Here is a 26,723-nt window from a genome sequence, read left to right as displayed (position 1 = left end):
GAGCGCAGCATGAAAGCTTTTACCCAGCACACTGGTCTTGTCGCGCCTTTGGATCGTGCCAACGTCGATACCGATCAGATCATTCCGAAGCAGTTCTTGAAATCGATCAAGCGCACGGGTTTTGGCCCGAACCTGTTCGATGAATGGCGTTATCTGGATGTGGGGCAGCCGTATCAGGACAACTCCAAGCGCCCGCTGAACAAGGACTTCGTCCTCAACGCCGAACGTTATCAAGGCGCCAGCGTGTTGCTGGCCCGCGAGAACTTCGGTTGCGGCTCCAGCCGTGAACACGCGCCATGGGCGCTGGAAGAATACGGTTTCCGCAGCATCATCGCGCCGAGCTACGCCGACATCTTCTTCAACAACAGCTTCAAGAACGGCTTGCTGCCAATCATCTTGAGCGACGCTGAAGTGGATGAGCTGTTCCAGCAGGTTGAAGCGAATCCTGGCTACCAGTTGCAGGTTGATCTGCAAGCCCAGACCGTGACCCGCCCGGACGGCAAGGTGCTGAACTTTGAGATTGACGCGTTTCGCAAACACTGCCTGTTGAACGGTCTGGACGACATTGGCCTGACGTTGCAGGACCATGAGGCGATTGCGACATTTGAAGCCAAGCATCGTGCGAGTCAGCCTTGGTTGTTTCGCGACGCCTGATTGATCCGAGATTGATGTAGGCCACTCTGGCCTCATCGCTAGCAGGCTAGCTCCCACATTGGATCTATGGAGTACACAAATCCCCTGTGGGAGCTGGCCTGCCAGCGATGGCGGCAGTGGAGACACCCCAAGACTCACCCCAAAAGGAAGTCCCCATGACCAGCACCGCCCGGCACACCCAGGTCGTCCAAAAGCAATTCGGTGAACAAGCCTCGGCCTACCTGAGCAGTGCCGTTCACGCTCAAGGCACCGAGTTTGCGTTGCTACAGGCCGAAGTGGCCGGGCAGGGCGATGCCCGAGTACTGGATCTGGGCTGCGGCGCCGGCCATGTGAGTTTTCACGTGGCTTCGCTGGTCAAGGAAGTGGTGGCCTACGACCTGTCCCAACAGATGCTCGACGTGGTGGCCGGTGCTGCCGTGGAACGTGGCTTGAGCAACGTATCGACGGTCCTTGGTGCCGCGGAGCGCCTGCCGTTCGCCGATGGCGAGTTCGACTTCGTGTTCAGCCGATATTCGGCGCACCATTGGAGCGATCTCGGTCTGGCGCTGCGGGAAGTTCGTCGGGTGCTGAAGCCGGGTGGCGTGGCGGCGTTCATCGATGTGTTGTCACCGGGCAGTCCGTTGTTCGACACTTACCTGCAAAGCGTCGAAGTGCTGCGCGACACCAGCCATGTGCGCGATTATTCCGCCGGCGAGTGGTTGCGTCAGGTCAGTGAAGCGGGGTTGCATACCCGCAGCACCACGCGCCAGCGGTTGCGCCTGGAGTACAACAGCTGGGTTGAGCGCATGCGCACACCTGAAGTGATGCGCGCAGCCATTCGCGAGTTGCAGCAGTCGATGGGCAATGAAGTTCGCGAATATTTTGAGATTGAAGCCGACGGGTCGTTCAGTACCGATGTGCTGGTGCTGTTTGTAGAAAGATAGCCACCGATCGATAGAATTTTTCCGGGTGTGCCCCTGGGGCGCACCGACTGATGACATGAGGAAAGCATGAGCAAGCAGATTCTGATTCTCCCAGGTGACGGTATTGGCCCGGAAATCATGGCCGAAGCGGTCAAGGTGCTGGAGCTGGCCAGCGACAAGTACAGCCTGGGCTTCGAACTGAGCCACGACGTGATCGGCGGCGCGGCCATCGACAAGCACGGCGTGCCATTGGCCGACGAAACCCTGGAGCGTGCCCGCGCAGCCGACGCTGTGCTGCTGGGCGCCGTGGGCGGCCCGAAATGGGACACCATCGAGCGTGACATCCGCCCTGAGCGCGGTCTGCTGAAAATCCGTGCGCAACTGGGCCTGTTCGGCAACCTGCGTCCGGCGATCCTGTACCCGCAACTGGCCGAGGCTTCCAGCCTCAAGCCGGAAATCGTGGCGGGCCTGGACATCCTGATCGTCCGTGAACTGACCGGCGGTATCTACTTCGGCGCGCCACGTGGCACCCGTACCCTGGAAAATGGCGAGCGTCAGTCCTACGACACCCTGCCGTACAGCGAGAGCGAAATCCGCCGCATTGCCCGCGTCGGTTTCGACATGGCCATGGTGCGCGGCAAGAAACTGTGCTCGGTGGACAAGGCGAACGTGTTGGCGTCCAGCCAGCTGTGGCGTGAAATCGTCGAGGAAGTGGCCAAGGATTACCCGCAAGTCGAACTGAGCCACATGTACGTCGACAACGCCGCCATGCAACTGGTGCGTGCACCGAAGCAGTTCGACGTGATCGTCACCGACAACATGTTCGGCGACATCCTGTCCGACCAGGCTTCGATGCTCACCGGTTCCATTGGCATGCTGCCGTCGGCGTCCCTGGACACCAACAACAAGGGCATGTACGAGCCGTGCCACGGTTCGGCGCCGGACATCGCAGGCAAGGGCATTGCCAACCCGTTGGCGACCATTTTGTCGGTGTCGATGATGTTGCGTTACAGCTTCAATCAGCAGGCGGCAGCCGATGCCATCGAGAAAGCCGTGAGCCTGGTGCTGGACCAAGGCCTGCGCACAGGCGACATCTGGTCGGCGGGTTGCACTAAAGTCGGTACGCAGGAAATGGGCGACGCAGTAGTCGCCGCGCTGCGGAATCTGTAATCTCTCGGGCCCGCTGCCATTTTCAACTTCGAAAGCAGCGGCCCACTTTTTTAAGAAGGTGTAGTTGCGATGAAACGTGTAGGTCTGATCGGTTGGCGCGGTATGGTCGGTTCCGTGCTCATGCAGCGGATGCTGGAAGAGCAGGATTTCGATCTTATTGAGCCGGTGTTTTTCACCACTTCCAATGTCGGTGGCCAAGGCCCGTCCGTGGGCAAGGACATTGCTCCGCTCAAGGACGCTTACAGCATTGAAGAGCTGAAAACCCTCGACGTGATTCTGACCTGCCAGGGTGGCGACTACACCAGCGAAGTATTCCCCAAGCTGCGCGAAGCCGGCTGGCAGGGTTACTGGATCGACGCTGCTTCCAGCCTGCGCATGCAGGATGACGCGGTCATCGTCCTGGACCCGGTCAACCGCAAGGTCATCGACCAGCAGCTGGATGCGGGCACCAAGAACTACATCGGCGGCAACTGCACCGTCAGCCTGATGCTGATGGGCTTGGGCGGTCTGTTCGAAGCCGGTCTGGTCGAGTGGATGAGCGCCATGACCTATCAGGCGGCCTCCGGTGCGGGCGCGCAGAATATGCGTGAACTGATCAAGCAAATGGGCGCGACCCACGCCGCTGTCGCCGATCAACTGGCTGACCCGGCCAGCGCCATCCTCGACATCGACCGTCGTGTGGCCGAAGCCATGCGCAGTGAAGCGTACCCGACCGAAAACTTCGGCGTACCGCTGGCCGGCAGCCTGATCCCGTGGATCGACAAGGAACTGCCGAACGGTCAGAGCCGCGAAGAGTGGAAGGCCCAGGCCGAGACCAACAAGATCCTCGGTCGCTTCAAGAGCCCGATCCCGGTCGATGGCATCTGCGTGCGCATCGGCGCCATGCGCTGCCACAGCCAGGCGCTGACCATCAAACTGAACAAAGACGTGCCGATTGCCGATATCGAAGGGCTGATCAGCCAGCACAACCCTTGGGTGAAACTGGTGCCGAACAACCGCGACATCAGCATGCAGGAGCTGAGCCCGACCAAGGTCACCGGCACCCTGAACGTGCCGGTTGGCCGTCTGCGCAAGCTGAACATGGGGTCGCAATTCGTCGGTGCCTTCACCGTCGGCGACCAACTGCTGTGGGGCGCGGCCGAACCGCTGCGTCGTATGCTGCGGATCCTGCTTGAGCGTTGATCGATTGAAGCAATAAAAGAACCCGTGCCTTGAAAGAGGTGCGGGTTTTTTTATTCCTCCGATCGTGCCCACGCTCTGCGTGGGAATGCCGCCTGGGACGCTCCGCGTCCCGGTTCTTTATGTGACGCAGAGCGTCTGGGGATGCATTCCCACGCGGAGAGTGGGAACGATCAGGGGAGGTGCGAATTGCCTGCACGCCACCCACCCGGTAAAGTGCCGCTCCCCCCGTTTCGCCTGAGGTAGAACCATGAGCCAGTCCTTTGATATCGCCGTGATCGGCGCCACCGGTACTGTCGGCGAAACGCTGGTGCAGATTCTTGAAGAGCGCGACTTCCCGGTCGCCAACCTGCACTTGCTGGCGAGCAGCGAGTCGGCCGGGCATTCGGTGCCGTTTCGCGGCAAGAATGTGCGGGTGCGGGAAGTCGATGAGTTCGATTTCAGCAAAGTCCAGTTGGTGTTTTTCGCGGCCGGCCCGGCGGTGACCCTCAGTTTCGCCTCGCGCGCTAGCGCCGCCGGTTGTTCGTTGATCGACCTGTCTGGCGCTTTGACCGCCGATCAGGCGCCGCAAGTGGTGCCGGAAGCCAATGCCGACGTTTTGGCCAGCTTGAAAAAACCCTTCCAGGTCAGCAGCCCGAGCCCGTCGGCCACCACCCTGGCGGTGGTGCTGGCGCCGTTGCTTGGGGTGATCGACCTGCAGCGGGTCAACGTAACCGCCAGCCTGGCGGTCTCCGCCCAAGGGCGCGAAGCAGTGACGGAGCTGGCTCGGCAAACCGCCGAGTTGCTGAACGTGCGTCCGCTGGAGCCGACATTCTTCGATCGGCAAATGGCGTTCAACCTGCTGGCTCAGGTCGGCAAGCCGGATGAGCAAGGCCATACGCTGCTGGAAAAACGCCTGGTGCGTGAGTTGCGGCAGGTGTTGGCGCTGCCGTCATTGAAGATTTCCGTCACTTGTATTCAAGCCCCGGTGTTTTTTGGCGATAGCTTTAGTGTGACGTTGCAGTCTGCGAGTGCTGTCGACCTGGCGAAAGTCAACGCGGCGCTGGAAGATGCGCCCGGTATCGAACTGGTCGAGGCCGGCGATTATCCGACCGCAGTGGGCGATGCGGTGGGGCAGGACGTTGTGTACGTTGGTCGGGTTCGCAGCGGTATCGACGACCTGTCGGAACTTAACGTGTGGCTGACGTCAGATAACGTACGCAAAGGCGCCGCGCTCAATGCTGTGCAAGTGGCTGAATTGTTGATAAAAGACCTGCTGTAAAAGATACTTGGCAACAATTCGCACAATGGTTCCAGGGCAAGCGTCAGGCTTGGCCGCAGTGCTGCAGGAAAGCCACCCAGTGGGGCTTTGCGGGGGGCTGCAAGAAATGATCGCGCGCGATGACACGTCGACGCCGCGCGCAATGCCTTACGGCAGCGACTATCAAGACCTTCTCGCTGGCCGAGGAATGTTCAAACAAAGGATGAGGCTATGGTTCAAGTTCGCAAACTGGTGTTAGCAATTGCGGCCGCCTCGGCGCTGTCCTCCGGCATGGCACATGCCCTCGGGCTCGGGGAGCTGACCCTGAAGTCGACGCTGAACCAACCCTTGGTGGCGGAAATCGAGCTGCTTGACGTCAAGGACCTCACGGTTGCCGAAGTGGTACCGAGCCTGGCCTCACCCGAAGACTTCGCCAAGGCCGGTGTCGACCGCCAGGCATTTCTCAATGACCTGACCTTCACACCGGTGCTCAACGCCAGTGGCAAAAGCATCCTGCGGGTGACTTCCAGCAAACCACTGTCCGAACCGATGGTGAAATTCCTGGTCCAGGTGATGTGGCCAAACGGTCGCCTGTTGCGCGATTACAGCGTGCTGCTCGACCCGTCCAAATTCTCGCCGCAGACCGCTGAAGCGGCTGCGCAGCCAGCGCCGACCCAGACCGTCACGGCCCCTGTGACCGGTGCCACCCAGCCGACTCAGCACACCACCACGCCACGCGATACCCTGTGGGAAATCGCCGCGAAGGCGCGCAACGGTGGCTCGATTCAGCAAACCATGCTGGCCATTCAGGCGTTGAACCCGGATGCCTTTATCGACGGCAACATCAACCGCCTGAAAACCGGTCAGGTGCTGCGCCTGCCGGATCAGGCGCAAGCCACCAACCTGCCACACCCCAAGGCAATCGCTGAAGTGGCCGCCCAGAACACCGCGTGGCGCCAGGGTCGTCGTTATGTAGCGAAACCAGGCACCGGCCAGCAACAACTCGATGCCACCAAGCGTGGTAACGCTGACGCCGGTACTGCACAAGACGCCAAGGACAAACTGAGTCTGGTCTCGGCCGAATCCGGCAAGGCGGGTGGTAAAGGGGCTGCGGGCGATGCCAAGAACCTGAGCAACAAGCTGGCCGTTACCCAGGAAAGCCTCGACACGACGCGTCGTGACAACGCTGAACTGAAAAGCCGTGTGACTGATTTGCAAAGTCAGATGGACAAGCTGCAACGCCTGATCGAACTGAAGAACAATCAATTGGCCAAGTTGCAGGCCGAAGGGGCGGCGGGAGCACCTGCTGCAACGGCTGCTCCGGCTCTATCGGCTGAGTTGGCCGCCAACCCTGCGACGGCTCCGGCTGACGCAGCACCGGCTCCGGCAGCACCGGCGCCAGAAGCAGCCGCGGCGCCTGTCGACCCGACAACCGAGCCAGCACCGGCGGTCTCCGACGACCAGAAATTCAACGAGCTGCTGTCCAACCCGATCCTGGTGGGATTGATCGGTGGCGGTGCGGTGGTTCTGGCGCTCTTGCTGCTGTTGCTGGCACGTCGCCGCAAAGCTCAGCAAGAAGCCGAGAAGCACCTGCGCATGGCCCGTGCCTTGTCCGAAGGGCAGGATTTTTCCTTTGACAGCGACCTGCCGGAAACCAGCTTCGACGGCCTGGAAGTGCCACCTCCGAGCGTAAAACTCGCCACTGCGCCGGCTCCAGCACCTGCGCCAGCGCCAGCACCCGTGATTGCGCCGGTTGTAGTGACTGCGCCAATAGCGGCGCCCCTGGTGTCACCTGCCGCCGAGCGTGATGAGGATGTCTTGAGCAAAGCGCAGTCGCACATCACGGCCGGTCGCCTGAACCAGGCTGCCGCGTTGCTGGAAGACGGCATCAAGCAAGAACCACAACGCAGTGAGCTACGTTTGAAGCTGATGGAGGTTTACGGTCAGCAGGGCGATCGTGATGCGTTCGTGGGCCAGGAGCGCCAGCTGGTCGCCAACGGCGACAACTTCGCCCAGGTCGAAAAACTCAAGGCGCGCTTTCCGGCCATGGTCGTGGTCGCTGCAAGTGGTCTGGGCGCTGCGGCCATTGCCGCAGAACTGGACGCTCAGTACGTCAAAGACCTGCTGCTGGACGAGCCGCAAGCCCCGGCGCCTGCCGATGACGACTTCGACAGCGCGTTCGACTTGAGCCTGGACGATCTGGAAGCCGCTTCGCCGGCTGCGGTTGCGCCAGAGGCAGACACGTCGACCGAACTGGACGAGTTCCCGCTGGATGACGATTTGAGCTTTGAATCGGTGTTGCAGCAGCAAACCGAAATCAAGGAAAACCTCGACGACCTGGCGGATTTCGATCTGGATATGGATCTGGGCGCAGAGCCGTCACCGGCCATCCTCGCTGAAGACGACTTCTTGCTGGATCTGGACGAAGGCGTGAAGGATTTGCCTGTCGTGCCTGAAGTGCTACAAGACGATCTGGAGCTGCCTGCCGATTTTGATCTGTCGCTGGCTGATGAAATGGACGTGATTCCGACCGAGCCTCGGGTTGCTGACATTCCGGACGACTTTGAAGCTGAGCTGGATGACGTCAACGCCGAACTGGATCGTTTGTCCCAGAGCATTGGCGAGCCGAGTTTTACCGCAGAAGACGCCATGGCTTCGGCGGCTGACGAGCCGGACTTCGACTTCCTCTCAGGTACGGATGAAGTCGCGACCAAGCTCGATCTGGCCCAGGCCTACATCGACATGGGCGACAACGACGGTGCTCGGGACATTCTCAAAGAGGTGCTGACCGAGGGCGATGACGGGCAAAGGACAGAAGCCAAGGAAATGCTTTCGCATCTGGCTTGAGTGATCCCTCGGCAGTAAACAAAACGGCAGCCCATTGAGGCTGCCGTTTTTGTTTTCGCGGTGAGTCGGCGGTGTTCTGTCTAATGCCATCGCGAGCGGGCTCACTCCCACAGGGGTATGCATTTCAATGTGGGGGGGCAATCAACAAAAGACACAGGCCTCTGGCATCCCGGTCCATCGGCCTTATAATGCCCGCCTTTGCGCACATCAGCAGGCTGTCACCCCTTGGCAAATATAGATAATCCGGCTGCCGAAATGGCGGCCGAGGGCTTTTTCCGGATCGCATTGGGCGTTGAATACAAAGGCTCGCGATACCGTGGCTGGCAACGCCAGGCCTCCGGCGTGCTCACCGTGCAGGAAACCCTTGAGAAAGCTTTGTCCAAAGTCGCCGATTCGCCGGTATCGTTGCTGTGCGCCGGACGAACGGACGCCGGTGTTCATGCGTGTGGCCAGGTGGTGCATTTCGATACGCAGGTCGAGCGTTCGATGAAGGCCTGGGTCATGGGCGCCAATATCAATTTGCCCCACGACGTCAGCGTCAGTTGGGCCAAGGTCATGCCGGCGCATTTTCATGCGCGGTTCAAAGCCATTGCGCGGCGCTACCGCTATGTGATCTACAACGATCAGATTCGTCCGGCGCACCTCAACGAAGAAATCACCTGGAATCACCGCCCGCTGGACGTCGAACGTATGGCCGAAGCGGCGCAGTACCTGGTGGGAACCCATGATTTCAGTGCGTTCCGCGCCGGGCAGTGCCAGGCGAAATCGCCGATCAAGGAATTGCATCACCTGCGCGTCACGCGTCACGGCAAGATGATCGTGCTGGACATCCGCGCCAGTGCGTTCCTGCACCACATGGTGCGCAACATTGCCGGTGTGCTGATGACCATCGGTACCGGCGAGCGACCGGTGGAATGGATGAAAGAGGTGTTGGAAAGCCGCATTCGCCGTTCCGGCGGTGTGACGGCGCATCCGTTCGGCCTGTATCTGGTGCAGGTCGAGTATCGCGATGAGTTCCAATTGCCCGAGCGTTACATTGGCCCACACTTCCTGACCGGTTTCACGGAACTTGACGGCTGACGCCCTCGAACGCATTTGTTACCATCCGGGACTTTCCGGGATTTACGCTGAGGATTTATCGACATGTCAGCCGTTCGCAGCAAGATTTGCGGGATCACCCGCATAGAAGATGCGTTGGCGGCGGTCGAGGCCGGGGCCGATGCCATCGGGTTTGTGTTCTACGCCAAAAGCCCCCGGGCCGTGACGTTTCAGCAGGCGCGCGACATCATCAAGGCGCTGCCGCCGTTCGTCACCACCGTGGGGTTGTTCGTCAATGCCAGTCGTTGCGAGCTGGGCGAGTTGCTCGATGCCGTGCCGCTGGACTTGCTGCAGTTCCATGGTGACGAAACGGCCGCCGAGTGTGAAGGCTGGCACCGGCCGTACATCAAGGCGTTGCGGGTCAAGGCGGGTGATGACATTGCGGCAGCCTGCGATGCGTTTCCCAGCGCCAGCGGCATCCTGCTCGACGCCTATGTAGAAGGTGTACCGGGCGGAACTGGCGAAGCATTCGACTGGTCTCTGATACCACAAGGCTTGAGCAAGCCGATCATTCTGGCGGGCGGTTTGACCCCCGATAACGTCGCCGGGGCGATTGCCCGGGTCCGGCCGTATGCCGTGGATGTCAGTGGTGGGGTAGAGGCGAGCAAGGGCATCAAGGATCACGCAAAGATTCAGGCATTCATCAAGGCGGTACATACCTTGATGTGACGGCTGGCAGACTGCCGCCGTCCACAGGCATGGCTGAGGATTTATGGGTTGTACGCAGGTCGCTTTAGCTGACCCGGCCACCCGATCAATCATCGCCACACATATGAATTTAGCTCAAGGGCATACGCGGGGCTGCGAACCAGAGCGTTCGGGCCGCCGGTACTGGAGAAAGAAAGCATGAGCAACTGGTTAGTAGACAAACTGATCCCTTCGATCATGCGTTCCGAGGTCAAGAAGAGCTCGGTGCCTGAGGGTCTGTGGCACAAATGCCCGTCTTGCGAGGCTGTGCTGTACCGTCCAGAGCTGGAAAAGACCCTGGATGTTTGCCCCAAGTGCAACCATCACATGCGTATCGGCGCCCGCGCCCGCATTGATATCTTCCTCGACGCTGAAGGCCGTGCCGAACTGGGCGCGGACCTGGAGCCGGTTGACCGTCTGAAATTCCGTGACGGCAAGAAGTACAAGGATCGCCTGACCGCTGCGCAGAAGCAGACCGGCGAAAAAGACGCACTGATCTCCATGAGTGGCACCTTGCTGGGCATGCCGGTTGTGGTGGCGGCCTTCGAATTCTCCTTCATGGGGGGGTCGATGGGTGCCATCGTTGGTGAGCGTTTTGTTCGCGCCGCCAATTACGCGCTGGAAAAGAAATGCCCGATGATCTGCTTTGCCGCTTCCGGTGGTGCGCGGATGCAGGAAGCCCTGATCTCCCTGATGCAAATGGCCAAGACCTCTGCGGTGTTGGCGCGTCTGCGTGAAGAAGGCATTCCCTTTATCTCGGTGCTGACCGACCCGGTCTACGGCGGCGTTTCCGCCAGCCTGGCGATGCTGGGTGATGTCATCGTCGGCGAGCCAAAAGCCCTGATCGGCTTCGCTGGCCCGCGCGTGATCGAGCAAACCGTGCGTGAAAAACTGCCGGAAGGCTTCCAGCGCAGTGAATTCCTGCTGGAGCACGGTGCCATCGACATGATCATTCACCGTCAGGAGCTGCGTCCGCGTCTGGGCAGCCTGCTGGCGCAAATGATGGGGTTGCCGACGCCGAAATTCGTCGCTGCGCCAATCGAGCCAATCGTGGTTCCGCCGGTACCTGCGAACCTATGACCGAGCGCACCCTTGGCGAGTGGCTCGCCTACCTTGAACAGTTGCACCCTTCGGCCATCGACATGGGTCTGGAGCGTTCGCAACAGGTAGCGTCCCGCATGGGGCTGGGCAAGCCGGCGCCTCGGGTGATCACGGTCACCGGCACCAACGGCAAGGGTTCAACCTGCGCATTCGTGGCCTCGTTGCTGCGAGCGCAGGGCCTGAGCGTTGGTGTCTACAATTCTCCGCACCTGCTGCGTTACAACGAGCGCGTGCAGGTCAATGGCGTCGAAGCCACGGATGCCGCGCTGTGCGAGGCGTTCGCCGCAGTCGAGGCCGGTCGTGGTGATGCGTCCCTGACGTATTTTGAAATGGGCACCCTGGCGGCGTTCTGGCTGTTTCAACAGGCCGGTCTCGATGCCGTTGTGCTGGAAGTCGGCCTGGGCGGGCGTCTGGATACGGTCAATGTGGTGGATGCCGACATGGCGCTGGTCACCAGCATCGGCGTCGACCATGCAGATTATCTGGGTGATACCCGTGAGTCTGTGGCCTTCGAAAAAGCCGGCATCTTCCGTCAGGGCGCGCCCGCGCTCTGTGGTGATCTGAGTCCTCCACAACCGCTGCTGGACAAGGCGCGGGAGCTGGCTTGTCCGTTTTTCCTGCGTGGTCGCGATTTTGATCTCGGCGTGACTGATCACGACTGGCAATGGCGCGGGCTCGACGCGCAAGGGCGAGTGGTCGAGTTGCACGATCTGCCGTTGCTCGATCTGCCGATGGAAAACGCCGCATTGGCCCTGCAGGCCTATCTGCTGCTCGGTTTACCTTGGGTGGATGCACAGATTATTGATGCGCTGAAATCGACGCGGGTGGTGGGGCGTCTCGACCGTCGTCAGTTCGACTGGCAGGGCAAGCGCCTGAACCTTTTGCTGGATGTGGGACATAACCCGCATGCCGCCGAATACCTGGCGCGCCGCTTGGCCACTCGACCGCTGACCGGCAAGCGCCTGGCGGTGTTCGGTTTGCTGGCTGACAAGGATCTGGATGGTGTTGTCAGTGAATTGAGTGCTAGTGTCCAGCATTGGGCTGTCGCGCCGCTGGATTCACCGCGTGCGCGACCGGTTGCCGATTTGCAGGCTGCGCTGCAGAACCTTGATGCGTCGGTAACATCCTATGACAGCGTGGCGGCAGCCCTGGAAGGGCAGAGCGCGTTGGCGACGAGCGACGACGAGATACTGTTGTTCGGATCATTTTATTGTGTCGCCGAGGCCCTTGAATGGTTGGCCCGGCGCTCCACGGAGGAAGCGGCAAATGGCATTGCTGGATAAGGCCTACAAACAACGCATGGTCGGCGCTCTGGTGCTGGTAGCGCTGGCGGTGATTTTCCTGCCGATGCTGTTTTCCCGTCAGGATGAGCAGCGTCAGGTGACGGTCGATGCACCCGCGATGCCGCATGCTCCTGAGTTGCCGCAAGTCCAGGTTGAACCAGTAGCGGTGCCTGAGCCGCAGGTGCTGCCTCAAGAACCTGTGCCGAGCGATGATGAGATCGCTCAGCAGGAAGCGCCGTTGACGCCCGTTGCACCAGTTGCCCCTGTCGCGCCGGCGCCTGTCGCCAAGCCAGTCGTCCCGGTACCTGCGCCAGTCGCCAAGTCTACGACGCCGCCCGCTCAGCCAATCGCGGCTGCAGCGGCCAGGCCGGATACCACGCAAAGTCGCATCGATGCCAATGGCCTGTCGATCAGCTGGTCGATTCAACTGGCCAGCCTGTCGAATCGCCAAAGTGCGGAAAGCTTGCAGAAAACCCTGCGCAGTCAAGGCTATAACGCCTATATCCGCTCGGCCGATGGCAAGAATCGAGTGTTCGTCGGGCCGCTGATCGAGCGTGCCGAAGCCGATCGTCTGCGCGACTTGTTGAGTCGCCAACATAACCTCAAGGGTTTTGTTGTGCGCTTCCAGCCTGAGCGTGGTTAAAAACTATCGCCCCGATTTGAAATGCACTGACAATCGCCGCTTACCGATCAGCATGGGCTCTGCTAAAATGCGCCGCCTTATCCGTCTGTAGGCTGCACTGTGCCATTTACCTGGGTTGACTGGGCGATCGTTGCAATCGTCGCCATCTCCGCATTGATCAGTCTGAGCCGCGGCTTCGTCAAAGAAGCGTTGTCGCTAGTGACCTGGGTCATTGCAGGAGCCGTTGCCTGGATGTTCGGTGGTTCATTGTCCGAGTACCTCGCCGGATACATTCAAACACCGTCGGCTCGTGTGATCACGGGCTGTGCCATCATGTTTGTCGCCACGTTAATCGTAGGCGCAATGATCAATTATCTTATCGGCGAGTTGGTTCGCGTCACCGGGCTTTCCGGGACCGATCGATTCCTCGGCATGGCCTTCGGTGCCGCGCGTGGCGTGTTGCTGGTGGTCGTGGCGGTCGGGCTGTTGAGTCTGGGGCCGGTACAGCAGGACGGGTGGTGGAAAGAGTCACAGCTCGTGCCAAAATTTCTATTGGTCGCAGACTGGTCCAAAAACCTGATTCTCGGGTGGAGCAGTCAGTGGCTTGCCAGCGGTATCAGCGTACCCGCTGAGATACCGTTCAAGGAGCAACTCTTGCCGATGGCCAAAACGCCTCAGTGAGTGTTGTTCAGTTCAGATCCATTAAGTAGGGGTTGCGTCGCATGTGTGGCATCGTCGGTATCGTCGGTAAGTCGAACGTCAATCAGGCGCTGTATGACGCGCTAACCGTGCTCCAGCACCGCGGCCAGGACGCTGCCGGTATCGTGACCAGCCATGATGGCCGGTTATTCCTGCGCAAGGACAACGGGCTTGTGCGTGACGTGTTCCATCAACGTCACATGCAGCGCCTGGTCGGCCACATGGGCATTGGCCATGTGCGTTATCCGACCGCAGGCAGCTCGACCTCGGCCGAAGCTCAACCGTTTTACGTCAACTCGCCGTACGGCATCACCTTGGCGCATAACGGCAATCTGACCAACGTTGAACAGCTGGCCAAGGAGATTTACGAATCTGACCTGCGCCACGTCAACACCAACTCCGATTCGGAAGTTCTGCTGAACGTGTTCGCTCACGAACTGGCCCAGCGTGGCAAGTTGCAGCCGACAGAAGAAGACGTTTTCGCCGCTGTTACTGACGTGCACAACCGTTGCGTCGGCGGCTACGCGGTCGTGGCGATGGTGACCGGTTACGGCATCGTCGGTTTCCGTGACCCGCACGGCATCCGCCCGATTGTCTTCGGTCAGCGTCACACCGACGAAGGCGTCGAGTACATGATCGCTTCCGAAAGCGTCTCCCTGGACGTGCTCGGTTTCACCCTGATTCGCGACCTGGCACCGGGCGAAGCGGTCTACATCACTGAAGATGGCAAGCTGCACACCCGTCAGTGCGCAACCAACCCGTCCCTGACCCCGTGCATCTTCGAACATGTCTACCTGGCGCGTCCGGATTCGATCATCGACGGTGTTTCGGTCTACAAAGCCCGTCTGCGCATGGGCGAGAAACTCGCCGAGAAGATCCTGCGGGAACGTCCGGACCACGACATTGATGTGGTCATCCCGATCCCGGACACCAGCCGCACCGCGGCCCTGGAGCTGGCGAACCACTTGGGCGTCAAGTTCCGCGAAGGTTTCGTGAAGAACCGCTACATCGGCCGGACTTTCATCATGCCGGGCCAGGCAGCACGTAAAAAATCCGTACGCCAGAAGCTCAACGCAATCGAGCTGGAATTCCGTGGCAAGAACGTCATGCTGGTGGATGACTCGATCGTTCGCGGCACGACCTGCAAACAGATCATCCAGATGGCTCGCGAAGCTGGCGCCAAAAACGTCTACTTCTGCTCCGCCGCACCGGCCGTTCGCTACCCGAACGTCTACGGTATCGATATGCCGAGCGCTCACGAGCTGATCGCCCACAACCGTTCGACCCAGGACGTGGCTGACCTGATCGGCGCTGACTGGTTGATCTATCAGGACTTGCCTGACTTGATCGAGGCGGTCGGTGGCGGCAAGATCAAGATCGACAAGTTCGATTGCGCGGTGTTCGATGGCCAATACGTCACCGGCGACGTCGACGAGGCTTACCTGAACAAGATCGAGCAGGCACGTAACGATGCCTCCAAGGTCAAGACGCAGGCAGTCAGTGCGATCATCGATCTGTACAACAACTGAGTTTCTACCGGCCCTGAGGGGCCGGTTTTGTATCTACTAAACGAGTAAGGCAAGGAGTGAGAGCATGAGTCAGGATTGGGATGCCGGTCGGCTGGACAGCGACCTTGAAGGCGTAGCGTTCGATACCCTGGCCGTACGCGCCGGTCAGCACCGCACGCCGGAAGGCGAGCACGGTGATCCGATGTTCTTCACCTCCAGCTACGTATTTCGTACCGCTGCCGACGCGGCGGCACGCTTTGCCGGTGAAGTGCCGGGCAACGTCTACTCGCGCTACACCAACCCGACCGTGCGTGCGTTCGAAGAGCGTATTGCTGCGCTGGAAAGCGCCGAGCAAGCCGTGGCCACTGCCACCGGCATGGCTGCGATCATGGCGGTGGTGATGAGCCTGTGCAGCGCTGGCGATCATGTGCTGGTTTCGCGCAGCGTGTTCGGTTCGACCATCAGCCTGTTCGAAAAGTACTTCAAGCGCTTCGGCATCGAAGTCGATTACGTGCCTCTGGCGGACCTGTCCGGTTGGGACGCGGCAATCAAGACCAACACCAAATTGCTCTTTGTCGAATCGCCGTCGAACCCGTTGGCCGAGCTGGTAGACATCGCCGCGCTGGCAGAAATCGCTCACGTCAAAGGCGCGATGCTGGTGGTCGACAATTGCTTCTGCACCCCGGCATTGCAGCAGCCGCTGACAATGGGCGCGGACATCGTCGTGCACTCGGCAACCAAGTTCATCGACGGCCAGGGCCGTTGCATGGGTGGTGTCGTGGCCGGTCGTAGCGAGCAGATGAAAGAAGTAGTCGGTTTCCTGCGCACTGCCGGGCCAACCCTCAGCCCGTTCAACGCCTGGATTTTCCTCAAGGGCCTCGAAACCCTGAACCTGCGGATGAAGGCGCATTGCGCCAACGCCCAGCAACTGGCCGAATGGCTGGAACAGCAGGATGGCATCGAGAAAGTCCATTACGCTGGCCTGAAAAGCCATCCTCAGCACGAGCTGGCCCAGCGTCAGCAGAAAGGTTTCGGTGCGGTGGTCAGTTTTGAGGTCAGGGGCGGCAAAGAGGGCGCGTGGCGCTTTATCGATGCGACCCGCCTGATTTCGATCACGGCCAACCTGGGTGATACCAAGACCACCATTACCCATCCGAGCACCACCTCTCACGGTCGTCTGGCGCCGCAAGAGCGGGAAGCAGCGGGCATTCGTGACAGTCTGATTCGCATTGCGGTCGGCCTGGAAGATGTGGCTGACCTGCAAGCCGACCTGGCGCGCGGGTTGGCAGCCTTGTGATCGAGTTGTCCACGCCGACAGTCGGGTCCAGGGGCCGTGTTGCACTGGTCACCGGTGCGGCACGCGGCATTGGGTTGGGGATCGCGGCCTGGTTGATCAGCGAAGGCTGGCAGGTGGTGCTGAGCGATCTGGATCGGGTGCGCGGTTCGAAAGTGGCGAAGGTGCTGGGTGACAATGCCTGGTTTATCGCCATGGACGTTTCGAACGAAGGGCAGGTGGCGCTGGGTGTCGCCGAGGTGCTGGGACAATTCGGGCGCCTGGATGCGTTGGTGTGCAACGCGGCGGTGGCCGATCCGCATAACATTACGCTGGAAAGCCTCGATCTGGCCTACTGGAACCGCGTGTTGGCGGTGAACCTCAGTGGGCCGATGCTGTTGGCCAAACACTGTGCGCCGTACCTGCGCGCGCACAGCGGTGCGATCGTCAACCTGGCCTCGACCCGCGCCGGGCAGTCGGAACCCGACACGGAGGCTTACGCTGCGAGTAAGGGCGGTTTGTTAGCGCTGACTCACGCTCTGGCGATCAGTCTTGGGCCGGAAATCCGTGTGAATGCGGTCAGCCCAGGTTGGATCGACACGCGAGACCCTTCTTTGCGGCGTGCCGAGCCACTGACCGATGCCGATCATGCCCAGCATCCGGCGGGCAGGGTAGGGACGGTCGAGGACGTCGCGGCGATGGTGGCGTGGCTGCTGTCGAAGAATGCCGGTTTTGTCACGGGCCAGGAGTTTGTGGTCGATGGCGGCATGACCAAGAAGATGGTCTACAAGTAAGCTGCGAGTCTCAAGCTACAAGCCGCAAGTAAATGCGAGCCCGTGCACTCCCGAATACGCAATCCTGCTTTTACTTGCCGCTTGAAGCTTGTGACTTGAAGCTGTTTTGAAAAAACTTCAATCCTGCTATTGACTTAGGTTCGGTACCTGCGTAAATTTCGCGGCCTCGGAGATGCAAACGGGTGATTAGCTCAGCTGGGAGAGCGTCTGCCTTACAAGCAGAATGTCGGCGGTTCGATCCCGTCATCACCCACCACTTCCGAGAGTCTTGCGAAAGCAAGATGGAAGCTGTTAAAAGCCTCCACCGACGCGCAGCGGTAGTTCAGTCGGTTAGAATACCGGCCTGTCACGCCGGGGGTCGCGGGTTCGAGTCCCGTCCGCTGCGCCATATTTTCCGGATCAGATTTATCTGGTTCGAGATTGAAAAGCTTCTGAGTTTTCAATCAGACGAGTTACTTGGGCGAAAGTCCAAAGCGATACGCAGCGGTAGTTCAGTCGGTTAGAATACCGGCCTGTCACGCCGGGGGTCGCGGGTTCGAGTCCCGTCCGCTGCGCCATATCTGCTACAAGGCCCACTGAACGCCTTGGAGCTACGAAGAAAACTGCTGGTTATACCGGTGTTTACTTCGAGTCGATAGCAAAGACCCTGGTCGAAAGGCCGGGGTTTTTTGTGTCTGAAATTTGGCTTTTCATCCTCTCGCCGTTGCCGGGCCTTCCCTGAATACCTTTCCCCCGCGGAACTCCTCTATCCGTGCCATAAAAAATCACAATATTTTGATTCGCTGGTCAGTTTTTTGTATTGGGCTGTTTGCCGCGAGCGCATAAGCCTATAAACTTAACCTTTCGGTCAGCTTTGCACTGTTATTTCAGCCCTTTGTTTCGTCAATAAGGGTTTCTGCACGACTCGAGATTCCCAGTACATAATCAAAAGGGCGGGTTCCTAACCGCTCAGAGGATGATCCATGTCCAACCGTGATATATCCCGGCGTTCGTTCCTTCAGGGCGGGCTGGTGGCAGGTGTGAGCGTGACGCTCACACCGCTCAGCAGTCAGGCGCTTGCCGCCTTGATGGAAAACAGCGTGACCGTGCCGTCCGAGCAATGGCTCGGCAACAACGGCAAGGCGCGCTCGCGTAACGATGCCTTGTCGAAAGTCTGCGGCAGCAAAGTCTTTGCCCGCGACATCCGCGCCAAGGACATGCCGGGCTGGCCGCAGCAGCAAGGCCACGCCATGCTGCTGAAAACCATCAAGGCCGATCGCATCTACGCGGGCATGGACCTGGCGTGGCTCGGCGCCGAGTTGCAGCCTGACCGCATCGTCACCGCTGCTGACCTGGAGAAAGACGGCATCGCCTTTCCGGAGGAACACGCGCCAGATCCGCTGTTGCCGGAAGGCAAGGTGCCTATGTTCATCGGTCACCCGGTGGCGATCCTGATCTGGAACGACTTCGAGCGTTTCCGTCAGGCCAAGGCCAAACTCAAATTCAATGACAAAGCTATTCGTTACGGTGCCCAAGTGCCGTTCTACGAGGGCGATCCCTACGGCAGCTTCCGCTATGTGCGTGTAGGCGGTGCGACCTCGGCGGACGAAGATGAATTCGCCAGCCTCAAGGACTCGATCCTGTTCCCGATGCTGAAAAACCGTCGCCCGGTGTGGAATTCCCAGCCCAACCTGCACGGCAACCTTACCGAGCGCGGATTGTTCTACGCCGATCGCATGAAGCAACAGATCGACACCCCACCGGACAACTGGCTGGTGTTCGACGAGCGTTACAAAACCCCGTCGATCGAGCCGGCCGCGTTGGAGCCGGACAACGGCAACGGCTGGTACGACCCGGCGACCAAGACCCTGCATTTCGTCGTGGCCACCCAGTGTCCGCTGGAAACCGCGACTGAAACCGCGAAAATGATCGCCCCGTCGCGTTTCGGCCTGGCGCACCTGAACATGCACCCGGGTTACACCGTCGGCTACGGCTCCAAAGACCACAACATTTTCGTCTACTACGCAGCCCTCGCGGCGTTGTATGGGGCCGGTGTGCCAGTGCGTCTGGCCAACGATCGCTACGAGCAGTTCCAGAGCGGCATCAAGCGTCACCCGTTCGACATCCGCTACCAATTGGCGGTAGACAAGAACGATCACAGCTTCAAGATTTTCCGCGCCGAAATGAGTGTCGACGGCGGTGGCCGGGTCAACTACAGCCCATCCGTAGCGGCAGTTGGCGCCACGGCCGCGCAGTCGATCTACTACATGCCGCAGAACGATTTGCAGGTCACGGCCTATCATTCTCGCGCCGTTGAAGCCGGCTCGATGCGAGGTTACGGCACCCTGCAAAGCATGGCGTCCACCGAGATGATGGTCGACGAAATAGCCGATCGCCTCGGCATCGATGCCATTGATCTGCGCAAGAAAAACGCCATGGTCTCGGGCATGAAAAACACCCAGGGCGCAGTGCCTGCGGGTGCGTTGCGCCTGCACGAGATTCTCGACAAGGCCGCCGTTCACGACGTCTGGAAAAATCGCGACGCGATCAAAAAACAACGCGAAGCGCAGGATCCGGATAACTGGTACGGCATTGGTTTCGCGATTTGCCAAAAAGACTTCGGCACCGGTTCCGAAGCGCCGATGGCGAGCGTCGAGTTCACCGCGCAGGGGCACGTTACCCTGCGTCACATCGGTATCGAACTCGGCACGGGCATGTCGACCTCGCAAGCGTTGGTCGTAGCGGATTTCCTCGGTGTTGCGGCAACAGAAGTGAAGACCGGCGAGACCGAATGGAAAGAGTTGCAGCTGATCAGTGGCGGCAACCCTTACATCATGAGTCAGGCCGAGCAAGACGGTTTTCTGCGCAATCCTCGCTGGGTCGGCAAGATCGCCTCGGCTTCGTCTGCGACCAACTCGGCCTACTACTTCAGCCACGCCACCCGTGAAGCGGCGCGCGTGCTGTTCAACCACGGCTTGTGGCCGGCGGCGATGCAGATCTGGAGTCAGGGTCCTTATGGTGGTGCGGCCAACCCTTATGTGGTGCGTCGCGAAGATGCGCATTGGGTCGACGGTAAACTCACCGCCAACGGCATGCAGCCACTGAGCTTTGAGCAACTGGCCAAGCACGCCCACGAGCGTGGTCTGGTCACTGGCGCAACCGTGCACGGTTTCAACCGCTGGAGCTGGGCCGTTGCCGAGTTCAGCATCGACGGCGTGCGCGAACGTCTGCCGCTCGATGGCCTGGCGGTCAAGTACGGTGACGGCGCTCCAAGCGTGAAAAAGGCGCAGATGAACAGCGCCGGTTTCCATCTGCTGGATCGCCAGAACGTGCATTACCCCGACACTCAGCTGAACAACGCGGCAGTGACTTACTACAGCCCGGTCGCGACGCTGGTGGAACTGAAAGTCAACAAAGGCTCGGCCGAAGTGCAAGTGCTCAACCATCATTCATGGGTTGAGTGCGGTCGGGTGCTGGTGGAAGAGCTGGTCAAGGGCCAGGTCGAAGGCGGAATCGCCATGGGCATTGGTCATGCGTTGATGGAAGAGATGCCGCTGTACGAAGGCGGGCCGGGGGAGGGTGACTGGAACTTCAACCGTTACCGTTTGCCGATGGCGCGTCATGTGGCGGTCTGGAAGCAGACGTCTGAAATCCTGCCGCCGCTGTCGCCGAGCGATCCATCGAAGGGCATTGCCGAAGTGGTGATGATCCCGGTGGTCGGTGCCATCGGTAACGCCGTGGCACACGCCATTGGCAAACGGGTCCGCGACCTGCCTATCACTTCTGCACGCATCAAGGAGGCCCTCAATGGCTAACCGTCCGCTCCAACTGACCCTCAACGGTCAAACCGTCGGCCCGGTGGACATCCCTGATGACCTGCCGATGATCGATTACCTGCACGAATACAAAAACCTCACTGGCTCGCGTTTGGGTTGCGGACAGGGTATTTGCCATGCGTGCGTGGTGATCGTCGATAACCCGGACGGCACCAGCGAAGAAGTGCGCACCTGCATCACCGGCGCGCATTACTTTGAAGGCAAAAAAGTACGCACCATCGAAGGCCATGCGAAACGCGACGAGCAGGGCAAAGTCACTGAGCTGAACCCGATCCAGCAGCGTTTCGTCGACGAATTCGCCTTCCAGTGCAGCTACTGCGCGCCGGGTTTCGTGAATGCCGCGACTGTGTTGGTGGAAAGGCTGCAACGTCAGCCCATCGTCAAAAGCCAGCTGGAAAAAGTCATCGAGGACAGCCTCGGTCACCACATCTGCCGCTGCACCGGCTACGTGCGTTACTACAGCGCGACGCGCAATGTGCTGACCGATCTCGGCCTGGTCAAGGAGGGTTAAGCATGAAGCAACTACTTTCCCGCCTGGCATTGGCGGTTGGCCTGAGTGCGCCGGTGTTGCTGGCTCATGCTGACGATCAGGTCAAGCGCGGCGAATACCTCGCTCGTGCCGCTGACTGCATGGCTTGCCACACCGCGCCGGGTGGCGCGCCGTACGCGGGTGGTCTGCCGATTGTCTCGCCGTTTGGCACGATCTACGGCACCAACATCACCCCGAGCAAGGAGCACGGCATCGGCCTCTACAACGATGACGAATTTTTCGCCGCGCTGACCGAAGGCAAGCGCCGTGATGGCGCCAACCTGTACCCGGCCATGCCGTACACCTCGTATCACCTGATACCACGCGACGACTCCGATGCGATTCACGCGTACCTGAAAACGTTCGAGCCGATCGAGCGTGCGGCGCCGGTTACCAGCCTGAGCTTCCCCTTCAACGTGCGTCTGGGCCTGATGGGCTGGAACATGCTTTATGGCAAGGATGTGAAGCTGACGCCGACCGAGGGTAAAAGCGAAGCCTTCAAACGTGGCCAGTACATGGTCGACGTGCTGGGGCACTGCGGCGAATGCCACACCCCGCGCGGTTTGCCGGGTGCGATGCAGCAGGACAAGCGCATGACCGGCGGCGTGCTCAATGGCTATCTGGCACCTAGCCTGTTAGCCGATGACCTGGCGGCTCGCGGCTGGAACCATCAAGACCTGAGTTCATTCCTCAAGCACGGCATGAGCGCTCAGGGCACGATGTTCAACGAGATGTTCCCGGTGTTCCACAACAGCACCCAGGGCCTGACTGACCCGGATCTGGCGGCGATGGCGACTTACCTGCTGGGCGATCAACCACCAGCGGCGAAAGTGCTGACTGACGTACCGTTCGACAAACTCACTGCAAGTGCCCAGCGTGGCCGTCAGGAATACCTCAACGTCTGCGCCGGTTGTCATGAGGTTGGTGGGGACGGTAAGCCGCACATCGCTGTGGCCATGCGCGGCAATACCACGCTGCGCCTGGAAGATCCGCGAAATCTGGTGCGGGTGATTGATGACGGTATCGGTGAGCAGAAGTTTTCCGGATTCGAACACATGCAGCCGATGCCAGGGTTCGCTGAGAAGCTCAGTCACGAGCAGCTCACTGATCTGCTGAACTACCTGCGTCAAAGCTGGGGTGGTCAGCCGGGTGATTTGTCGGTGAACGCTGTGCAGACGTTGCGTGCCGATGCGCCGCCGCTCGAGCACAAGGCGCACTGACATGCAGCATCTCGATCTGCAAGTGGTGCGCCGGGCGCTGGAGTGGTCGACGGCCGGCCAGCGCCTCTGGCTCTGCACGGTGCTCGCCACCTACGGCTCGGCGCCTCGTGCGCCGGGTTCGCTGCTGGCGGTGAACGCCGACGGGCAATGGATCGGTTCGCTGTCGGGCGGCTGTGTCGAGGAGGATTTTCTCGAACGGGTCGCCGAGGGGGCGTTTCTTGAAGCGGTCAGCGTTGTTCGTTATGGCGAGGGCGACGATCCGCGCTCCCGGGTGAGTCTGCCCTGTGGCGGCGTGCTCGATGTGCTGGTGGAGAAGCTTGAACCGGTTTGCGAGGTTCAGGCGCATCTGCGGGAGCTGGAGTCGGCGCTGTCAGGGCAGCGTCGGCTGATTCGCGAGGTCGATCTGGCCAGCGGCGCGCGCAGCCTGTTCGATGATCGCGAGCAGGGTGTGCGAATCGAGCGTGAGATTGATCGGGTGCGCGTTCGGATCGGCGCAGCGCAACGCTTGTTGTTGGCGGGGTATTCCTCAGTCGCTCAGGCGTGTGCAGAGTTTGCCGTCGGGCTGGGTTTCGAAGTTATTCTGTGCGACCCGCGTGACGAGGTGCTGGAAGGCGTGGTGCTGGAAAACGTCGAGATTCGTCGTCAACTGCCTTCGGTGTTCATTGCTGACGGCGGTTGTCACAGCGACACAGCAGTGGTGGCATTGACCCACGATCCGCGCATTGATGATCTGGCGATGATGGAAGCAGTGCGCACCGACGCGTTTTACATCGGTGTGATGGGTTCCGTGCAGACGTCGCAAAAACGCTTCGAGCGTTTACGCAGGATTGGTGGTTTGGGCGAGGCCGAGCTGGCGCGGATTCACGCGCCCATCGGTTTGAACCTGGGCAGCAAGACACCTGCCGAGATTGCACTTGCCGTACTCGCCGACATTCTGCGAATTCGTAGCGGCATCGCACGAGACCGGCTCTAACCACTATCCCCCTGTGGGAGCGAGACCGGCTTGCCGGCGATAGCGGTCTTCAAGTCAGTGCTTCATAGGCTGACACACCGCAATCGCGAGCAGGCTCACTACCACAGGGAATAGTGGTGTCCTTGCCAGGCTGATACAAAAAGGGACCGCATTCAGCGGTCCCTTTTTTGTATCAGTATCCGAACTTGTCCCGTAGCCCGTAATACCAGGCGCCCAACGCCGCGAACGGTGTGCGCAGCAATTGTCCGCCGGGGAAAGGGTAATGGGGCAGGTGGGCAAACGCGTCGAAACGCTCGGCCTGACCTCGCAGCGCTTCGGCCAGCACCTTGCCTGCCAGGTGCGTGTAAGTGACGCCATGACCACTGCAGCCTTGGGAGTAGTAGACGTTGTCGCCCAGTCGTCCGACTTGTGGGAGACGCGACAGGGTCAGCAGGAAATTACCGGTCCATGCGTAGTCAATTTTCACATCCTTGAGCTGTGGGAACGCCTTGAGCATCTTCGGCCGAATGATCGCCTCAATGTTCGCCGGATCCCGCGCGCCATACACCACACCGCCGCCGAAGATCAGGCGCTTGTCGCTCGTCAGGCGGTAGTAGTCGAGCAAGTAATTACAGTCCTCGACACAGTAATCCTGCGGCAGCAGGCTGTTCGCCAATTCCCCGCCCAACGGTGCGGTGGTGATGACTTGAGTCCCGCAGGGCATCGACTTGGCCGCCAGTTCCGGCACCAGGTTGCCCAGGTAAGCATTCCCGGCGACGATAACGAATTTGGCCCTGACCTTGCCTTGTGGCGTATGCACCATCGGGTTCGCGCCGCGCTCGATGCGCACCGCTGGCGATTGTTCATAAATAGTGCCGCCCAGTGACTCAATGGCATCGGCTTCGCCCAGCGCCAGATTGAGCGGATGAATGTGCCCGCCACTCATGTCGAGCATGCCGCCGACGTACTGGTCACAGTTCACGACTTCACGGATGCGACGCTGATCCAACAGTTCAAGCTGCGTATTACCAAAACGTTCCCACAGTCGCTTCTGGGATTCGAGATGGCCCATCTGCTTGGCAGTGATGGCCGCGAACACCCCACCGTCCTTCAAGTCGCACTGGATATTATATTTGGCGACCCGCTCGCGAATGATCCGCCCACCCTCGAACGCCATCTGCCCCAACAACTGTGCCTGCTTGGGGCCGACGCTGCGCTCGATCACATCGATATCGCGGCTATAGCTGTTGACGATCTGACCACCGTTACGGCCCGAAGCGCCAAAACCCACCTTGGCCGCTTCCAGTACCGTTACCTTAAAACCGTTCTCTAGCAGAAACAGGGCAGAGGACAGACCGGTGTAGCCGGCGCCGATCACGCAGACATCAGTCTCTACATCACCCTGCAGGGCCGGCCGCGGCGGAGCCGCATTGGCCGATGCGGCGTAATAGGACTCTGGGTACGGAATGTTCGCCATTCTGCTGCCTCTGTTTAATATATTTTACGAGTGCAACGATCCTACTCGAGTTAAAAATCGACCGCCAGCCGCCGGAAAATCTTCTTCGTAGCCGCAAAATTAAATATTTTGCATATTCATAGGGTTAGCTCGAAAAAAGGTGTTGACACCCCTCCGGAATTCCGTAGAATGCCGCCTCACAGCAGGCACGTAGCTCAGTTGGTTAGAGCACCACCTTGACATGGTGGGGGTCGTTGGTTCGAGTCCAATCGCGCCTACCAAACAAAATCCGCTCTGCTGGGCGGTCTAGAAGGGCTCACCGAAAGGTGGGCCCTTTTTTGTTGTCTTGGATTTCTTCAGAACGTTCACAAAATATAGGCTTCGTTTTCACTGGGCAATGTGAACGCTCCTACAGAGTGCAAACGTGGCCTAAAACACCAAAATCCTACAGATATGAAAAGCCCGCTCAATGGCGGGCGCTTGTGTGTACAAAACTATCAGCTACGCCTTAGGTGTAATTGATCGCATTTCTGATGGCCATAAAGCCGCAGCTAATCGCATACCGCTACGCTTACTGGTGCACTGTAATCAGAGAGGGGTGCGTATGCCCATGGATGTACAAGCTGCTTGCGAACGCTTCGACATGACACTGGTCAGCTTGCTGGATATGAATGAGATTCTGCGGGAGGACTCAAACCGCCTCCTACTCGATTGCTTGATAGTCCGCAATCGCGGGCAAGCCACGCTCCCACAGTATTGCGCAGTGCCAGCATAGGTTGTGTACACCGCCAAACCTGTGGGAGCGGCGGTGCGACGATTCGACTTGCCCGCGATAGCGGTGGGTCAGTCGATGAAGATGCTGGGTGGGCCGGCCCCTTCGCGGGCAAGCCTGAGCTGGCCAAACAATTCCGTGCATCACAGTTCGTATTTCAATTCGGGATGTTTAAGCGTTTAGGTGGATGAGCAGAACCTTCCCACAATGTTTTCAGGTTGTCCGTCGGACGTTCGGTCTCTAGCCTGTGCTGGTCGCTGCCAATTCAGCGATCGGGATTGGAACCCCGGAACCCCGAAAGCGCAAAAGTGGCTTTCATGACGTATGCTTGCGCGCCTTGATGGTGTGCATTCCGTTATGGCGGCTGTGCGCGGGAGACTTCGAGTCTGTCGGGTTTTTCGGTGGCCCGGGTTCCAACCTGCGTACAGCTGCCACCCATTTGCGTGGAACCGAATGGGCCAGCTCCACCGCCTCACCGGAAATACATCATGAAAAAACCAACACCAAACCCTCCCGAAGCAGACAACGCTTCAGACTCAGACCCAACATCCCCCTACGCCTCCATCGACACCCGGAAACTCCACGAAGCCGCCGACCGCGCCCTCGACGACTACCTCAACCCCGGTGCCCACATCATGGCCACGCCATACACCCCCAACGAGATGTTCTTCGTCAACCCCCAAGCCGACACCGAATCCTTGCTGGCCAATGCCTGCGAATCCCTGGCCTCGGCCACGGTCATGCTCGGTGACTTTGCCGCGCTGCTGGAAGGCACGCATCGCAAGACTCTGTTGGGGATTGCGCAGGTGGTGATGTTGGGCGAACTGGCAGTGAACAAGGCGTTGGATAACGTCGACCCCGCTGGCTGACCAATGAGACTGAGCGGCACAAAAAAAACGCGGCGCTAGAAGGACCGCGTTTT

The 26,723-nt window shown here is 59.8% G+C and carries 21 protein-coding genes and 4 tRNA genes; 24 read left to right on the top strand and 1 reads right to left on the bottom strand.

Features of this window, described 5'->3' with window-relative positions; translation table 11 throughout:
* Positions 1-9: 9 nt before the first annotated feature.
* The 22 genes from leuD (at position 10) to J2Y56_RS23460 (ending at position 23,594) form a co-directional block, all read left to right on the top strand.
* Positions 10-654 (top strand): 3-isopropylmalate dehydratase small subunit, encoded by a 645-nt coding sequence (gene leuD, locus J2Y56_RS23565; protein WP_007944116.1) that lies wholly within the window; start codon positions 10-12, stop codon positions 652-654.
* 155 nt (positions 655-809) lie between these two features.
* The gene (locus J2Y56_RS23560; RefSeq protein ID WP_310352993.1) at positions 810-1,577 is read left to right on the top strand and encodes a class I SAM-dependent methyltransferase; all 768 of its coding nucleotides are present in this window, start codon (positions 810-812) and stop codon (positions 1,575-1,577) included.
* A gap of 66 nt (positions 1,578-1,643) precedes the next feature.
* A complete protein-coding gene (gene leuB / locus J2Y56_RS23555) occupies positions 1,644-2,726 on the top strand; it encodes a 3-isopropylmalate dehydrogenase (RefSeq protein WP_123434394.1) in 1,083 nt (360 codons plus the stop codon).
* A gap of 69 nt (positions 2,727-2,795) precedes the next feature.
* Positions 2,796-3,908, top strand: coding sequence for an aspartate-semialdehyde dehydrogenase (gene asd / locus J2Y56_RS23550; RefSeq protein WP_007944112.1), 1,113 nt, complete (start codon positions 2,796-2,798; stop codon positions 3,906-3,908).
* A gap of 247 nt (positions 3,909-4,155) precedes the next feature.
* Positions 4,156-5,166, top strand: a complete 1,011-nt coding sequence (locus J2Y56_RS23545) for an aspartate-semialdehyde dehydrogenase (protein ID WP_310352991.1) — start codon at positions 4,156-4,158, stop codon at positions 5,164-5,166.
* A 210-nt stretch (positions 5,167-5,376) separates the two neighbouring features.
* On the top strand, positions 5,377-7,992 hold the full coding sequence (locus tag J2Y56_RS23540; protein WP_310352990.1) for a FimV/HubP family polar landmark protein: 2,616 nt from the start codon (positions 5,377-5,379) through the stop codon (positions 7,990-7,992).
* A 255-nt stretch (positions 7,993-8,247) separates the two neighbouring features.
* Positions 8,248-9,072 carry a tRNA pseudouridine(38-40) synthase TruA gene (truA, locus tag J2Y56_RS23535; protein ID WP_033048943.1) on the top strand — a complete coding sequence of 275 codons (825 nt, stop codon included), beginning with the start codon at positions 8,248-8,250 and terminating at the stop codon, positions 9,070-9,072.
* 63 nt (positions 9,073-9,135) lie between these two features.
* Complete coding sequence (locus tag J2Y56_RS23530; RefSeq protein WP_007944108.1) at positions 9,136-9,759, top strand: phosphoribosylanthranilate isomerase; 624 nt, start codon at positions 9,136-9,138, stop codon at positions 9,757-9,759.
* 177 nt (positions 9,760-9,936) lie between these two features.
* On the top strand, positions 9,937-10,857 hold the full coding sequence (gene accD / locus J2Y56_RS23525) for an acetyl-CoA carboxylase, carboxyltransferase subunit beta (RefSeq protein WP_310352987.1): 921 nt from the start codon (positions 9,937-9,939) through the stop codon (positions 10,855-10,857).
* Complete coding sequence (gene folC / locus J2Y56_RS23520) at positions 10,854-12,161, top strand: bifunctional tetrahydrofolate synthase/dihydrofolate synthase (RefSeq protein WP_310352984.1); 1,308 nt, start codon at positions 10,854-10,856, stop codon at positions 12,159-12,161. The genes accD and folC overlap by 4 nt, the downstream gene beginning before the upstream one ends.
* A complete protein-coding gene (locus J2Y56_RS23515) occupies positions 12,145-12,804 on the top strand; it encodes an SPOR domain-containing protein (RefSeq protein WP_310352982.1) in 660 nt (219 codons plus the stop codon). Before folC ends, J2Y56_RS23515 begins: the two co-directional genes overlap by 17 nt.
* A 99-nt stretch (positions 12,805-12,903) precedes the next feature.
* Complete coding sequence (locus J2Y56_RS23510) at positions 12,904-13,464, top strand: CvpA family protein (protein WP_007944104.1); 561 nt, start codon at positions 12,904-12,906, stop codon at positions 13,462-13,464.
* A gap of 41 nt (positions 13,465-13,505) precedes the next feature.
* The gene (purF, locus tag J2Y56_RS23505) at positions 13,506-15,011 is read left to right on the top strand and encodes an amidophosphoribosyltransferase (RefSeq protein WP_007935163.1); all 1,506 of its coding nucleotides are present in this window, start codon (positions 13,506-13,508) and stop codon (positions 15,009-15,011) included.
* A gap of 64 nt (positions 15,012-15,075) precedes the next feature.
* Entirely contained in the window at positions 15,076-16,287 is a 1,212-nt protein-coding gene (locus J2Y56_RS23500) for an O-succinylhomoserine sulfhydrylase (RefSeq protein WP_007944103.1), read from the top strand.
* Positions 16,284-17,057, top strand: a complete 774-nt coding sequence (locus J2Y56_RS23495; protein ID WP_007944102.1) for an SDR family oxidoreductase — start codon at positions 16,284-16,286, stop codon at positions 17,055-17,057. The genes J2Y56_RS23500 and J2Y56_RS23495 overlap by 4 nt, the downstream gene beginning before the upstream one ends.
* Positions 17,058-17,237: 180 nt before the next feature.
* Positions 17,238-17,313 (top strand) — tRNA-Val (locus J2Y56_RS23490).
* 55 nt (positions 17,314-17,368) lie between these two features.
* Positions 17,369-17,445, top strand: a tRNA-Asp gene (locus J2Y56_RS23485).
* Positions 17,446-17,537: 92 nt separating this feature from the next.
* A tRNA-Asp gene (locus J2Y56_RS23480) sits at positions 17,538-17,614 on the top strand.
* Positions 17,615-18,019: 405 nt separating this feature from the next.
* The gene (locus tag J2Y56_RS23475) at positions 18,020-20,851 is read left to right on the top strand and encodes a xanthine dehydrogenase family protein molybdopterin-binding subunit (RefSeq protein ID WP_310352978.1); all 2,832 of its coding nucleotides are present in this window, start codon (positions 18,020-18,022) and stop codon (positions 20,849-20,851) included.
* Positions 20,844-21,383, top strand: a complete 540-nt coding sequence (locus J2Y56_RS23470; protein ID WP_007946386.1) for a (2Fe-2S)-binding protein — start codon at positions 20,844-20,846, stop codon at positions 21,381-21,383. The genes J2Y56_RS23475 and J2Y56_RS23470 overlap by 8 nt, the downstream gene beginning before the upstream one ends.
* Before the next feature lie 2 nt (positions 21,384-21,385).
* Complete coding sequence (locus J2Y56_RS23465) at positions 21,386-22,621, top strand: cytochrome c (RefSeq protein WP_310352975.1); 1,236 nt, start codon at positions 21,386-21,388, stop codon at positions 22,619-22,621.
* Between the two features lies 1 nt (position 22,622).
* Positions 22,623-23,594 carry an XdhC family protein gene (locus J2Y56_RS23460; protein ID WP_007946388.1) on the top strand — a complete coding sequence of 324 codons (972 nt, stop codon included), beginning with the start codon at positions 22,623-22,625 and terminating at the stop codon, positions 23,592-23,594.
* Between the two features lie 172 nt (positions 23,595-23,766).
* Here J2Y56_RS23460 and J2Y56_RS23455 read toward each other — a convergent pair whose 3' ends face one another.
* Positions 23,767-25,050, bottom strand: coding sequence for an FAD-binding oxidoreductase (locus J2Y56_RS23455; protein ID WP_007946389.1), 1,284 nt, complete (start codon positions 25,048-25,050; stop codon positions 23,767-23,769).
* A 183-nt stretch (positions 25,051-25,233) separates the two neighbouring features.
* Here J2Y56_RS23455 and J2Y56_RS23450 point away from each other — a divergent pair.
* Positions 25,234-25,310: transfer RNA gene (locus tag J2Y56_RS23450), tRNA-Val, on the top strand.
* A 979-nt stretch (positions 25,311-26,289) separates the two neighbouring features.
* Positions 26,290-26,670, top strand: coding sequence for a DUF6124 family protein (locus J2Y56_RS23445; protein WP_007946401.1), 381 nt, complete (start codon positions 26,290-26,292; stop codon positions 26,668-26,670).
* Positions 26,671-26,723 lie beyond the last annotated feature (53 nt).

The sequence above is a fragment of the Pseudomonas sp. BE134 genome, assembly GCF_031456105.1.
GTDB lineage: Bacteria > Pseudomonadota > Gammaproteobacteria > Pseudomonadales > Pseudomonadaceae > Aquipseudomonas.
This window is presented reverse-complemented; position numbering and strand designations above follow the sequence as displayed.

What these genes read in the sequence shown, in the direction of transcription:
- leuD (WP_007944116.1), top strand. Translation starts at nt 10, where the DNA reads ATGAAAGCTTTTACCCAGCACACTGGTCTTGTCGCGCCTTTGGATCGT.
- J2Y56_RS23560 (WP_310352993.1), top strand. Translation starts at nt 810, where the DNA reads ATGACCAGCACCGCCCGGCACACCCAGGTCGTCCAAAAGCAATTCGGT.
- leuB (WP_123434394.1), top strand. Translation starts at nt 1,644, where the DNA reads ATGAGCAAGCAGATTCTGATTCTCCCAGGTGACGGTATTGGCCCGGAA.
- asd (WP_007944112.1), top strand. Translation starts at nt 2,796, where the DNA reads ATGAAACGTGTAGGTCTGATCGGTTGGCGCGGTATGGTCGGTTCCGTG.
- J2Y56_RS23545 (WP_310352991.1), top strand. Translation starts at nt 4,156, where the DNA reads ATGAGCCAGTCCTTTGATATCGCCGTGATCGGCGCCACCGGTACTGTC.
- J2Y56_RS23540 (WP_310352990.1), top strand. Translation starts at nt 5,377, where the DNA reads ATGGTTCAAGTTCGCAAACTGGTGTTAGCAATTGCGGCCGCCTCGGCG.
- truA (WP_033048943.1), top strand. Translation starts at nt 8,248, where the DNA reads ATGGCGGCCGAGGGCTTTTTCCGGATCGCATTGGGCGTTGAATACAAA.
- J2Y56_RS23530 (WP_007944108.1), top strand. Translation starts at nt 9,136, where the DNA reads ATGTCAGCCGTTCGCAGCAAGATTTGCGGGATCACCCGCATAGAAGAT.
- accD (WP_310352987.1), top strand. Translation starts at nt 9,937, where the DNA reads ATGAGCAACTGGTTAGTAGACAAACTGATCCCTTCGATCATGCGTTCC.
- folC (WP_310352984.1), top strand. Translation starts at nt 10,854, where the DNA reads ATGACCGAGCGCACCCTTGGCGAGTGGCTCGCCTACCTTGAACAGTTG.
- J2Y56_RS23515 (WP_310352982.1), top strand. Translation starts at nt 12,145, where the DNA reads ATGGCATTGCTGGATAAGGCCTACAAACAACGCATGGTCGGCGCTCTG.
- purF (WP_007935163.1), top strand. Translation starts at nt 13,506, where the DNA reads ATGTGTGGCATCGTCGGTATCGTCGGTAAGTCGAACGTCAATCAGGCG.
- J2Y56_RS23500 (WP_007944103.1), top strand. Translation starts at nt 15,076, where the DNA reads ATGAGTCAGGATTGGGATGCCGGTCGGCTGGACAGCGACCTTGAAGGC.
- J2Y56_RS23475 (WP_310352978.1), top strand. Translation starts at nt 18,020, where the DNA reads ATGTCCAACCGTGATATATCCCGGCGTTCGTTCCTTCAGGGCGGGCTG.
- J2Y56_RS23470 (WP_007946386.1), top strand. Translation starts at nt 20,844, where the DNA reads ATGGCTAACCGTCCGCTCCAACTGACCCTCAACGGTCAAACCGTCGGC.
- J2Y56_RS23465 (WP_310352975.1), top strand. Translation starts at nt 21,386, where the DNA reads ATGAAGCAACTACTTTCCCGCCTGGCATTGGCGGTTGGCCTGAGTGCG.
- J2Y56_RS23460 (WP_007946388.1), top strand. Translation starts at nt 22,623, where the DNA reads ATGCAGCATCTCGATCTGCAAGTGGTGCGCCGGGCGCTGGAGTGGTCG.
- J2Y56_RS23455 (WP_007946389.1), bottom strand. Translation starts at nt 25,050, where the DNA reads ATGGCGAACATTCCGTACCCAGAGTCCTATTACGCCGCATCGGCCAAT.
- J2Y56_RS23445 (WP_007946401.1), top strand. Translation starts at nt 26,290, where the DNA reads ATGAAAAAACCAACACCAAACCCTCCCGAAGCAGACAACGCTTCAGAC.